Origin of the sequence: Pseudomonas sp. NBRC 111132 (genome assembly GCF_001320565.1) — a bacterium.
Lineage (GTDB): Bacteria > Pseudomonadota > Gammaproteobacteria > Pseudomonadales > Pseudomonadaceae > Aquipseudomonas > Aquipseudomonas putida_P.
This window is the reverse complement of sequence record NZ_BCBI01000031.1, coordinates 59570-71714: the sequence shown is the minus strand read 5'-3', so window position 1 is coordinate 71714 and position 12145 is coordinate 59570. Positions and strand designations below refer to the sequence as shown.

8 protein-coding genes are annotated in these 12145 nt (G+C 63.5%); 2 read left to right on the top strand and 6 right to left on the bottom strand.

Going from position 1 to position 12145, the window contains the following annotated elements; genetic code table 11:
* Both APH35_RS16175 and APH35_RS16170 read left to right on the top strand, forming a co-directional pair.
* Positions 1 to 3403: SbcC/MukB-like Walker B domain-containing protein (locus APH35_RS16175; RefSeq protein WP_060515095.1), on the top strand; the 3403-nt coding region annotated here is incomplete at its 5' end.
* On the top strand, positions 3400 to 3993 hold the full coding sequence (locus tag APH35_RS16170) for a glutathione S-transferase (RefSeq protein WP_060515094.1): 594 nt from the start codon (positions 3400 to 3402) through the stop codon (positions 3991 to 3993). The genes APH35_RS16175 and APH35_RS16170, both read left to right, overlap by 4 nt.
* 132 nt (positions 3994 to 4125) lie before the next feature.
* Here the strand turns inward: APH35_RS16170 and APH35_RS16165 are convergent, their stop codons facing one another.
* The 6 genes from APH35_RS16165 to pepN all read right to left on the bottom strand — a co-directional run bounded on the left by APH35_RS16165 (position 4126) and on the right by pepN (position 12144).
* Positions 4126 to 4305 (bottom strand): hypothetical protein, encoded by a 180-nt coding sequence (locus APH35_RS16165; RefSeq protein WP_012271225.1) that lies wholly within the window; start codon positions 4303 to 4305, stop codon positions 4126 to 4128.
* A 122-nt stretch (positions 4306 to 4427) separates the two neighbouring features.
* Positions 4428 to 5558, bottom strand: a complete 1131-nt coding sequence (locus APH35_RS16160; protein WP_226343015.1) for a lactonase family protein — start codon at positions 5556 to 5558, stop codon at positions 4428 to 4430.
* On the bottom strand, positions 5524 to 5814 hold the full coding sequence (locus APH35_RS16155) for a DUF5629 family protein (protein ID WP_060493366.1): 291 nt from the start codon (positions 5812 to 5814) through the stop codon (positions 5524 to 5526). The genes APH35_RS16160 and APH35_RS16155 overlap by 35 nt, the downstream gene beginning before the upstream one ends.
* Positions 5815 to 5877: 63 nt before the next feature.
* Complete coding sequence (locus APH35_RS16150; RefSeq protein WP_041166422.1) at positions 5878 to 8253, bottom strand: efflux RND transporter permease subunit; 2376 nt, start codon at positions 8251 to 8253, stop codon at positions 5878 to 5880.
* A gap of 20 nt (positions 8254 to 8273) precedes the next feature.
* Positions 8274 to 9302, bottom strand: a complete 1029-nt coding sequence (locus APH35_RS16145; protein ID WP_060515092.1) for a WD40/YVTN/BNR-like repeat-containing protein — start codon at positions 9300 to 9302, stop codon at positions 8274 to 8276.
* 184 nt (positions 9303 to 9486) lie between these two features.
* A complete protein-coding gene (gene pepN / locus APH35_RS16140; RefSeq protein WP_060515091.1) occupies positions 9487 to 12144 on the bottom strand; it encodes an aminopeptidase N in 2658 nt (885 codons plus the stop codon).
* Between the last annotated feature and the right edge of the window lies 1 nt (position 12145).

Genomic DNA, 12145 nt, shown 5'->3' with positions numbered 1-12145 from the left:
CCCGCGCAACCTGCTGCGCCGTGGCACCGGCAGCGGTTTTGCCGAGGTCGATTTCGTCGGCATCGATGGCCGCCGCTACCGTGCCCGCTGGGAAGCCAACCGCGCCCGCGACAAAGCCAACGGCAAACTGCAACTTAGCCGCCAGAGCCTCTACGATCTCGACAGCGAGCAAGTACTGGCCAGCGCCAAGAACGAGTTCAAACCACTGGTCGAGGCCAGTCTGGGCCTGAACTTCGAGCAGTTCACCCGTGCAGTGATGCTGGCCCAGAGCGAGTTCGGCGCGTTCCTCAAGGCCGACGACAAAGAGCGCAGCGAACTGCTGGAAAAGCTCACCAACACCGCCATCTACACCCGCCTGGGCCAGCGCGCCTTCAGCAAGGCGCGTGAAGCCGGCGAGGCGCACAAAGCCCTGAATGACCGCGCCAGCCACTTGTTGCCGATGGCCGTCGAAGCCCGTACCGAGCTCGACCAACGCCTGGAGCAGGCGCAGCAACAGTTCAAGGCCGACCAAACCGGCGAGCGCCAACTTGAGCAGCAACGCAGCTGGCTGAATGAGCAACGCCAGCTGCAAGCCCAGCACGTCGAAGCCGGCACCGCACTGCAGGCCGCTGAACAGGGCTGGCAGTTGCTGGCCGAACCCCGCCTGGACTTGGTACGCCTGGAGCGCCTGGCGCCACAACGTCACCAATTTCATCGCCAACAGGCACTCAGCGCACAACTGGCGCCAGTGGCCGCGAAAATTGCCGAGCTGCAACAGCAGCAAGACGCACTGCAGGTGCGTACCCACGAGCTGGAACAGGCGCTGAACGCTGCCCGCCAAGCGCTGGCCGATCGCCAGGCCCAGCATGGCGAAAACACCCCACGCCTGCGCCAGGCCTTTGCCGCCCAGGACAACCTGGCCCGCCTGGACCAGGAGCTGGCCACCCAGCGCAGCAGCAACCAACAGGCTGAACAGCAAGTCGCTGACGGCCAGCAGCAGCTGCAGCAGTTGGAAGACAATCAGCAGCGCAGCCTGCAGCAACTGGCACAGATCGACACCGCGCTTGCCGACAGTCAGCACCTGGCGGGCCTGACCGATGCCTGGCACGCCTACTTGCCGCAACTTAAACAGGTGATGCTGATAGGCGGCCGCCTGAGCAAAGGCCGCGACGAGCTGCCCGGCCTGCAGGCCCTGGCCAGCCAGGCCAATGCGCACTTGCAGGCCGAGCGTGACGCCTACGACCTGCTGTTCCGCGAGGCCAAGGCCGAACCACAGGCCCTTGCCGAGCAGATCGACCTGCTGGGCGGCATGCTGCAGGACAACCGCAAGCAGCAGCGCGCCGTCGAGGAACTGTCGCGCCTGCACGCCCGTGAACGGGAGCTGCGCCAGCAATTGGACGCCGCGCGCGAACGGCAGCAGCAGGCCATGCAGCAGCGCCAGCAGCTGATTACCGAGGGCACCGCCGCCAAGGCCGAGCTGGAGGCCGCCGAACAGGCGCTCACCCTCACCCGCCAGTTGCTGGAGCGCCAGCGCCTGGCACGCAACACCAGCGTCGAAGAACTGCGTGGCCAATTGCGCGACGGCGAACCCTGCCCGGTATGCGGCAGCGCCGAACACCCGTTCCATCAGCCCGAAGCGCTGCTGCAGAGCCTGGGCCGCCATGACCAGGCCGAAGAAGACGCCGCCCAGAAACAGGTCGAAAGCCTCAACAGCAAACTGGTGGAGCTTCGTACCCAGCTGGGTGTGGTCAATGCTCAACTCAAGGACTACCAGCAGCAACAGCAACACCTGAGCGAACAGCTGCAGCCAATAGTGGCCCAGGTACAGGCGCACAGCCTGTGGCCTGCCCTCGCCCCGCAGGACGACATCGCCCGTAGCACCTGGCTCGACAGCCAACTGCGGCGCCTGGACGAACACATCGGCCAGGACGAGAAGCGCCAAAAAGTCCTGCTAGCCCTACAAAAAGACGCCGCCCGCCTCAACCAGCAACTGCAGGCCGCCCACGACGCCCAGCAGCAGGCCCAGCGCCACCTGGAGCAACAGCACCAGGCCCTGGCCAACGATGAGCAGCAGTTGCAGCAAGGCCTGAGCGACCTGGCCGGGGTTCTGCCCGAGGAAGCCCTCAAGGCCCTGAACGAAGACCCGGCCAATGCCTTCCTGGCCCTTGACCAGCAAATTGCCCTGCGCCGGCAACACCTGGAACAGCGCAAGGACGAACAGGAAGAACAGCAAGCCCGCCAAACCCAGCTGGACAAACTGCGCGACCAACAACAGGCGCGCGTGCAAGGCCAGCAGCAGTTGCAACAAAAGCTGGCTACCCTCGACGAGCAACGCCAGCAAGCCCAGGCCTCGCTCGGCGAGCTGCTCGGCGAACATGCCAGCGCCGAAGCCTGGCAACAGCACATGGACACCGCGCTGGAGCAAGCCCGTGCCCTTGACGCCGACACCGCCCAGCGCCTGCAGGAACTGCGCACCCAGGGCGTACAACTGGCCAGCGAGCTCAAGGCCAATGCCCAGCAGCAACAGGCGCTGACCAGCGAATGCCAGCAGTTGCAGGGCCAGATCGCCCAATGGCGCAGCGAGCACCCGGAACTGGATGACGCCGGGCTGGACCGCCTGCTGGGCATGGATGATGCCCAGGTGAATGAACTGCGCCAGCGCCTGCAAAACGCTGAAAAGGCCATCGAACAAGGCCGGGTGCTGCTGCAGGAACGTGAGCAGCGCCTGCAGCAGCACGCCGCGCAAATGACCGTGGACACCTCGGTCGAAGCCCTGGAGCAAGCCCTGACCGAGCTACGCGAGCGCCTGACCCTGCACGAGCAACAGTGCGCAGAATTGCGCGCGCTGCAGGCCGACGACCAGCGCCGGCAGCAGGCCCACCAAGCACTGGCGGCAGAAATCGATGAGGCTCGCCAGCAATGGCAACGCTGGGGTCGCCTGAATGACCTGATCGGTTCGGCTTCGGGCGACGTGTTCCGCAAGATTGCCCAAGGCTACAACCTCGACCTGCTGCTGCACCACGCCAACGCCCAGCTACGCCAGCTGGCCCGCCGCTACCGCCTCAAGCGCGGCGGCAGTGCCCTGGGCCTGCTGGTACTGGATACCGAGATGGGCGACGAACTGCGTTCGGTGCACTCGTTGTCGGGCGGGGAAACCTTCCTGGTATCGCTGGCCCTGGCCCTGGGCCTGGCGTCAATGGCCTCCAGCACCCTGCGCATCGAATCGCTGTTCATCGACGAAGGCTTCGGCAGCCTCGACCCCGAGTCGTTGCAACTTGCCATGGACGCCCTCGACGGCTTGCAGGCCCAAGGCCGCAAGGTGGCGGTGATTTCCCACGTGCAGGAAATGCACGAGCGAATCCCGGTGCAGATCCAGGTGCGGCGCCAGGGTAATGGCCTGAGTGACGTGGAGGTGTGTGGGTGATCCTCTACTCGTTCCGCCGCTGCCCCTGGGCCATGCGCGCGCGCCTGGCCCTGCGCTACGCCGGCTGCGCGGTGGAAGTACGCGAGGTGGCGATGAAGAACAAGCCGGCAGAATTGCTGGCCTTGTCGCCCAAAGGCACGGTGCCGGTGCTGAATACCGGTGCCGGAGTGCTGGAAGAGAGCCTGGACATCATGCGCTGGGCGCTGGCGCAAAATGACCCGCAGGATTGGCAACTGCAAGCAGACCCTGCGGCGGCGCAGCACGCTGAAGCCCTGATTGCGCGCAACGACACTACGTTCAAGGCGCAGGTGAACCTGTACAAGTATGCCGAGCGTTACCCGGCGTATCCCCGCGAGCATTACCGCCAACAGGCCGAAGCCTGGTTGGCGGAACTCGAAGGCCTGCTGACGGGGCGAGCCTATTTGCTGGCCGATCACCCAAGCCTCGCCGATGCCGCGTTGCTACCCCTGATGCGCCAGTTTGCCGGGGTCGAACCGCAGTGGTTCGCCGAGGCGGCTTATCCGCAAGTGCGGAGCTGGCTGGAGGGGTGGCTGGCTTCGGAGCTTTTTAAGTCGGTAATGGCCAAGTAATCAGCTTTCGACTTTACGCGGAGCCCTGTGGGAGCGGATTTATCCGCGAAGCAGGTCGCGCGGTGCATGGCAAGGGCTTCGCCCTTGTTCGCGGGTAAACCCGCTCCCACAGGGTACGCGTGAGGCTTGGCATCAGTGGTTGTGCTTGCCACTGAGGGCCGCATGGAAATTGGCACTCTGGCGCAGGTACTGCTCGGTGTAACTGTGGGTTGCAGAAGCCTTGCCGCTGCTGTCGGCATGGGCGTGCGCTGGCAGTACGACCGATGCGGAAATGGCGGATGCGGCAATGACCGGGAAGAGATTGAAGTTCATCTGGGCTGACCTCGACGGCGGTGGTTTGACAGTGGCCCGTTTGGGCCTTGGGTCAAACTTACGCCGCCGACGCCGAACGCAAAAATTCATTGCAGCAGTATCGATTATCACGCCGATCGATATCACTCGATGAACTTCAGGTCCGAAGGTGCTTCCTGCTTCAGTGTCTGCACCGTCTCCAGCAGCTTGCCACTGCGCGGATCGCGGCGCATCACCACGATCTGGTTGCTCTTCTGGTTGGCCACCAGCAGGAAGTTGTCACTGGGGTCCAGGGCAAACTCACGGGGATGATCACCTTCCACCGAGCGACGTTGCAGAAACGCCAACTGGCCATCGTCCTTGCCCACACTGAACACAACGATTTCGTTGGCCGTTCCGCGATTGCTCACGTACAGGAAGCGCCCATCCGCCGACAGGTGCAAGCCTCCCGCCGCCTTGGCCGCAGGGTCCTGCTGTTCGGCCAGCGGCAAGCGCTGGCGCTCGAGCAAGGCATCGTCCTTGACATCGAACATCACCACTTCGCCACTCATTTCCAGCGTCAGGTAGGCATGCCGGCCCTTGGCGTCAAACAGCAGGTGACGCGGCCCGCTACCTGGCGGCAAGTCCACCGAGGCCGGGATTGCCGGGCTCAACGGCTTGTCCACACTGGCACCGTCGTAGCGGTAGATGAACACCTTGTCTGCACCCAGGTCGCAGGCATACACATGCTGGCCATCGGGCGACAGCACCAGTGAATGCACGTGGGCACCGGCCTGACGCTCGGGGTTGACCCCACTTGCCTTGTGCCGGGCCTGTTGCACCACGGCCTTGAGCTTGCCGTCCTTGGCCACCGGGATCACCACCAGGCTGCCGCCGGGGTCGGGCTTGACCGCGTAGTTGGCCACAAACAGGTAACGCTGGTCACGGCTGAGGCTGGCGTGAGTCGGTTCGTCACCTTGGGTGGCCACCTGGTTGAGCGGCTTGATCTCACCCTTGGCACTGACGCTGAAACTACTGGCATGCCCACCCTGGGTTTCATTGACCGCGAACAGCAGGCGCTGGTCGGCCGACAGCACCAGCCATGAAGGGCTGACGCTCTTCACCACTTGTTGCGGTGTGGGGTCGATGTGGCCGGCCTTTTCATCGAACTGGTAGCGGTAGATACCCTGGCTGGCGCCATCGGTGTAGCTGCCCACCAGCAAGGTGGCGGCGTGGGCATTGATTGTCAGGCTCATCAGGCTAGCGGTCAGCAGGCTCGTCCAGGTCCGGTTCATCTTGGTCTTCATCCGGGGCGCGAAAGGCACTCATACAGACTAGCCGATGCGCGCCGTTGGCATCGTTGAGTTGCCACTCATCGCCGGTGGCAACGGCGCCGGCGACTTGCTCGGGGGTGAATGACCAGCGGCGCAGTTGGCGGCCGTCCATGCATTCGATGGTAAGGCCGGACTCATCGGCGGTGAAGTCGAAGGCGTGCAGGCCGTCGATGAGGAGCATGTCGCAGGACTGCAGGGCGTTGGCGAGGGGGGACATGGGGGTACCTGTGGAAGAAGTGACGGCATTATAACCTGGGGCCGCAAAGCGGCCCCCTGCCATTTAATGGGCGAAAATCGACCCACCCTCCTTGCCCACCATTTTTTCAGGCTTGATGAGGAACCGCGCCAGGGCCGGCAGCAGCCACAGCGCGCCAAACATGTTCCACAGCAGCATGAAGGTCAGCATCAAGCCCATGTCCGCCTGGAATTTGATCGCCGAGAAAATCCAGGTGCACACGCCGATGGCCAGGCACAAACCGGTGAACAACACCGCTTTACCGGTCGAACGCAGGGTCTGGTAGTACGCTTCCTGCAACGGCAAGCCGGCGCGCAGGAAGCTTTCCAGGCGGCTGTAGATGTAGATACCGTAGTCCACGCCAATTCCCACACCCAGCGCCACCACCGGCAAGGTCGCCACCTTCACCCCGATGCCCATGTAGGCCATCAGTGCGTTGCCCAACACCGACGTCAGCACCAGCGGCAGCACGATGCACAGCGTGGCGGCGAACGAGCGGAAGGTGATCAGACACATCACTGCCACGCAGATGTACACCAGGATCAGGATGGTCAACTCGGCTGACTTGATCACTTCGTTGGTCGCAGCCTCGATCCCGGCGTTGCCCGCTGCCAGCAAGAATTGCAGGCCCTCCTTGTTGTGGCTGTCGGCAAACGCCTTGGCCACGGCGGTAACCCGCTCCAGGGTTTCAGCCTTGTGGTCGTTGAGGAACACCAGCACGGGTGCCAGTGAGCAGTCGCCGTTGTACAGGCCGTCGGCACGAGCAATGGAGTTGTTGAGGATGTCCGGGTTACGCGACAGGGTTTCCCATTTCAGGCTGCCCTCGTTCATGCCCTTGATCACCTGCTTGGACACGGTCACCAGGGAAATAGCCGACTGCACGCCCGGCGTGTTCTGCATGGTCCACATCAGCTCGTCGATCGGTGCCATGGTCGAGTGGACAGAGCACTTCTCCGACGGGGTCTTGACCATGATCACCAGCACGTCGGAGCTGGTCGAGTAGTTGCTGATGATGAAGTTGTTGTCCTGGTTGTAGCGTGAGTCAGGGCGCAACTCCGGCGCGCCCTGGTCGAGGTCGCCGATCTTCAGGTTCTGGCTGTACCACAGGCCACCGGCGAAGGCGACCAGTGCCAACAGCACCGAAACCGGCGCCACCTTGGCACTGGCAAAGTTCGACAACAGCCGCCAGAACGGGTGCTCGCGCGTCGCGTCCTTCTTGCTGCGCTCGATGGCCTTCTTGCTGATGCCAACGTAGGAAATGGCCACCGGCAACAGGATCAGGTTGGTGAACACGATCACCGCCACGCCAATGGAGGCGCCGATGGCCAGCTCGCGAATCACCCCGATGTCGATGATCAGCAAGGTGATGAAGCCCACCGCGTCGGCAAGGATAGCGATCATCCCCGGCAGGAACAGCTGGCGGAAGGTACGCCGTGCCGCGGTCAGGGCGTTGTCGGCGTCACTCGACTGCAAGGCAATACCGTTGATCTTCTGCACCCCGTGGGAAATACCAATGGCGAAGATCAGGAACGGCACCAGCATCGAGTACGGGTCCAGGCCAAAGCCCACCGCATGCATCAGCCCCAGCTGCCAGACCACCGCCACCAGGGTGGTGATGAGCACGGCGATGGTGCTGCGGATACACCAGGTGAACCAGTACAGCAGTACCCAGGTGATGGCCAGCGCGACGCCGAAGAACATCGCCACCATCACCAGGCCATCGATCAGGTCACCGACCTTCTTGGCGAAGCCGACGATGTGAATTTTCACATTGGGGTTTTGTGCCTGGAACTTGTCGCGGACCTTCTCTTCAAGCAGGTGCGAGAACTGTTGGTAGTCCAGTTTCACCTGTTTGCCTGGGTCTTGCGGGTCGGGATAGCTTTCCAGCAGCGGTACATCGACGATGCTGGACTTGAAGTTGTTGCCCACCAGGCGCCCCACCTGGCCGGACTTGAGCACGTTGTCACGCAGGGTGTCGAGGCTGTCCTGCGAGCCGTTGTAGGTGTTGGGGATTACCTCGCCACCGGAGAAGCCCTCTTCGGTGACCTCGCTCCAGCGCACACTGGGGCTCCACAGCGACTTCAGCCCGGCACGGTCGACACCGGGGATGTAGAACACTTCGTCATGGACCTGGCGCAGGGTCTCCATGTAGTCCTTGTCGAAGATATCGCCGTTCACCGCCTCCACCGAGATGCGCACGGTGTTGCCCAGGTTGGCCAGGTCGTTGCGGTGCTCCATCATCTGCTCGATGAACGGGTGCTGCAGCGGGATCATCTTCTCGAAGCTGGTGGACGGGCGAATCTGCGTGGCCTGCCAGAACAGGAAAATGCTGACCAGCACGCACAGGGCGATGACCACGGGGCGATTGTTGAAGATCAGGCGTTCAAGCAGCGTGGCCTTGTCCTGGTGATGCGGGTGCATGGTAATGCTCTCCCTGCTGGTCATCGGCTCACCCCCTCGGCGCCCTGGGCATCAGCCAGGTGTACGCCACCCTGCCCCACCAACAGCAGGCCGCCGTTGGCCAAGCCACTGACGCCGGCCAGGGCGATGCGGTCGGCACGGTTGTACACGCGGAAGGTTTGCCCATCATCGGTGCTGCGCAACACACTGCCGCCATTGCCGACCAGCACCAGGCTGCCATCATCGACAAGCGTAGCGCCTGCCAGGCCGAATTCGAGGTTACCGCGTGCGGCCTTGAGTTCGATCGGCTGCCAGCTGTCACCGAAGTCGCTGGAGCGGAACAGGTTGCCGCGCAGGCCGTAGGCCAGCAGTGTTTGCGGTTTGGCGGTACCGATCACGCCGAACAGCGAGCCCTCGTAGGGGCCCTGTACCTTGGCCCACGTCTGGCCGTTGTCGGCGGAGCGGAACATGCCGCCCTGCTCGCCGACGATGAACAGGCCGGCTTCGCGCACCCGAGCGATGCCGTTCAGGTGCAACTGGTCGGGGTTGTCCAGCCGCTCGGCCACGTCTTGCCAGTGCTGGCCACCGTCGGTGGTTTCCAGCAAGGCGCCGTAGGCCCCCACGGCAAAGCCGTGCTGGGCGTCGAGGAAGGTGACATCGAGCAAGGGGGCTTCACGGGCGAGGTCTTCGTATTGCTTGCTCCAGGTCGCGCCGCCGTCGCTGCTGGCGAGGATCTGCGCGTCATGGCCGACTGCCCAACCACGCTTGTCGTCGAGGAAGTACACCGCCGTGAGCAGTTGCCGGGTCGGTACACGGGCTTGGGTCCAGGTGCTGCCCTGGTCATCGGAGAACAGGATATGGCCACGATCACCCACCACCACCAGGCGCTTGCCAGCATGGGTGGCGCCGATCAACAGGCTTTGGCTGGCCTTGGCCGATTCGGTGGAATATTCGTCGGCCCCGGCGGCCTGGGCACTGTCGGCCCACACCCCCAATGCCAGTGCCAGCACTGCGCTGGCCGCCCATGGCCAGGTACCACGCCTGGCTGGCGCCTGTAGCTGTTCCCTCATGACTGCCCCCTGTTGTGTTCTTGTTGGTGGGTCAATGCATTGCAGGTACTGCGAAAAGCCTGATCTAGAGGCCTGCAATAGCTTGAGGGGATCGTAGCGGGGATGTTTGCGGGAATACAACGGGCGGGGTGTTATGTTTTGTTATCCGGGAATGCCGGGGGCTGCTGCGCAGCCCCCTTGGCCCTTAAGCCAGGCTCTTGCTCACAACCTCGTACACATCACTGGACAGCTCACCAGAAGCGAGAATCCGCTCCAGCTCACCTTTCATCAGGGCCTGGCGCGCCTCGTCATACTTGCGCCAGCGGGTCAGCGGCGCCAGTTGGCGCGAAGCAATCTGCGGGTTCAGTGCATTCAGCTCGATCACCAGGTCCGCCAGGAAGCGATACCCCGAGCCATCGGCCGCATGGAAGTTGACCAGGTTCTGACCGGCAAAAGCACCGATCAGCGCACGCACCTTGTTCGGGTTCTTCAAGGTGAACGCCGGGTGCTGCATCAGCGCCTTGACCCGCGCCAGCCCGCCCGGCAAGGCGCTTGCCGCCTGCACGCTGAACCACTGGTCCATGACCAGCGGGTTGTCCTTGAAGTGCTCGGCAAAGGCTTCCAGCGCCTTGGCACGCTCGGCTTCGAACGGCGAGTTGACCAATACTGCCAGCGCGGTCAGGCGCTCGGTCATGTTGTCGCAGTGCTCGAACTGCTCCTGGGTCGCTTCCAGCACCTGCGGCTTGCCGCTCTGCATCAAGTACGACAGGGCGATGTTCTGCAAGCTGCGGCGGGCAAAGTGCTCGGCAGACGCCACATAGGCGGTGCTGCGCGACACTTCTCGGTTGGCCTGATAGCGCGCCCACAGGGCGTCGAACAGTTGCTCGGCGATCTGCTGGCGGGCGAATTCGCGGGCGGCGTGGATGGCGTCCACATCGGCCACCTGGCTGATCTCGGTGAGGTAGGCCTCACCCGGCAGCGAGAGCATTTCGGCAACCATGGCCGGGTCCAGCGACTCGTTGCCGAGCACGGTGTCCAGGGCGGTGATCAGGCGCTGGTCGAGCTTCAGCGCTTCGCCGCGCTGATGCTGGCCGATCAGCTCCTGCAACACCTGCACCGACAACTGCTGGCCCGCTTCCCAGCGGTTGAAGCCGTCGCTGTCGTGCTGCATCAGGAACATCAGCTGGTCGCGGTCGTAGGGGAAGCTCAGCTTCACCGGGGCGCTGAAGCCACGCAGCAGCGATGGCAGCGGTTTGGCCTGGATGCGCTGGAAGGTGAAAGTCTGCTCGGCTTCGGTCACCGACAGCACGCGGCTGGTGCCCTGCGCCGTCGCTTCACCGGCCAGTTGCAGCGGCAGGTCGTTGCCTGCGGCGTCCAGCAGGCCCAGCTCCACCGGGATCACGAACGGCAGTTTTTCAGCCTTGTCCGGGGTTTGCGGGCAACTCTGGCGGAACGTCAGGCTGTAGGTCTGCGCAGCGGCGTCATAAGCTTCGCTGACCTCCAGGCGCGGGGTGCCGGCCTGGCTGTACCAGCGTTTGAACTGGGTGAAATCGACGCCGTTGGCATCCTCCATGGCCTTGATGAAGTCGTCGGTGGTCACCGCCTGGCCATCATGGCGTTCGAAGTACAGGTCGCTGCCCTTGCGGAAGCCTTCGGCACCCAGCAAGGTTCGCACCATGCGCACCACTTCGGCGCCCTTCTCGTACACGGTCAGGGTGTAGAAGTTGGAAATTTCGATGAAGCTGTCCGGGCGCACCGGGTGGGCCATGGGGCCGGCGTCTTCGGCGAACTGGTGGGTGCGCAGGTAGGCGACGTCTTCGATGCGCTTGACCGTGCGCGAGTTCATGTCGGCGCTGAACTCGGCATCGCGGAATACCGTGAAGCCTTCTTTGAGCGACAGCTGGAACCAGTCACGGCAAGTGACACGGTTGCCCGACCAGTTGTGGAAGTACTCGTGGGCGACCACGCCTTCGACGCGCTGGTGCGCGGCATCGGTGGCGGTCTCGGCACGGGCCAGCACACAGCTGGAGTTGAAGATGTTCAGGCCCTTGTTTTCCATGGCGCCCATATTGAAGTCGTTTACCGCGACGATCATGAAGATGTCCAGGTCGTATTCACGGCCATAGACTTCTTCGTCCCAACGCATGGACTTCTTCAGGCTGACCATGGCGTGGTCGCACTTGTCGATGTTCTCGGGTTCAACATAGATGCGCAGGATCACGTCACGGCCGGACTGGCGGGTGAAGGTGTCCTCTACGCACCACAGGTCGCCGGCCACCAGGGCGAACAGGTACGCCGGCTTCATGAACGGGTCTTCCCAGGTCGCCCAGTGGCGGCCGTCTTCGGCCGGCCCGCTGCCGATCGGGTTGCCGTTCGACAGCAATACCGGGTAGCGATGCTGCTCGGCGATCACCGTGGTGGTGAACGTGCTCATCACGTCCGGGCGGTCGAGGTAGTAGGTGATCTTGCGGAAGCCCTCGGCCTCGCACTGGGTGCAGAACATCTTGCCCGACTTGTACAGGCCTTCCAGCGCGGTGTTGCTCTCGGGGTGGATCTTCACGCTGGTGTCGAGGGTGAACCGCTCGGCCTTGGGGTGCAGCGTCAGGCTGTCGGCTTCAAGCTGGTAGTCGCCCGCCTGCAGTTCCAGGTCGTCCAGCGAGGCCCGCAGCAATTCCAGCTGCTGACCGTCGAGCACCAGTGGCGGCAGGCCGGCACCGCGTGCCGGGTTGCGGCGCATGACCAGTTGCGCGTGAACCAGGGTGTGGTCCTCGAACAGCTCGAAGGTCAGGTGCGTCTCGTCGATCAGGTACTCGGGCGCCTGGTAATCCTTGAGGTAGATCACTTGCGGTTGTTCGGTACGCATG

What these genes read in the sequence shown, in the direction of transcription:
- APH35_RS16165 (WP_012271225.1), bottom strand. Translation starts at nt 4,305, where the DNA reads ATGAACTTCAATCTCTTCCCGGTCATTGCCGCATCCGCCATTTCCGCA.
- APH35_RS16160 (WP_226343015.1), bottom strand. Translation starts at nt 5,558, where the DNA reads ATGAACCGGACCTGGACGAGCCTGCTGACCGCTAGCCTGATGAGCCTG.
- APH35_RS16155 (WP_060493366.1), bottom strand. Translation starts at nt 5,814, where the DNA reads ATGTCCCCCCTCGCCAACGCCCTGCAGTCCTGCGACATGCTCCTCATC.
- APH35_RS16150 (WP_041166422.1), bottom strand. Translation starts at nt 8,253, where the DNA reads ATGCACCCGCATCACCAGGACAAGGCCACGCTGCTTGAACGCCTGATC.
- APH35_RS16145 (WP_060515092.1), bottom strand. Translation starts at nt 9,302, where the DNA reads ATGAGGGAACAGCTACAGGCGCCAGCCAGGCGTGGTACCTGGCCATGG.
- pepN (WP_060515091.1), bottom strand. Translation starts at nt 12,144, where the DNA reads ATGCGTACCGAACAACCGCAAGTGATCTACCTCAAGGATTACCAGGCG.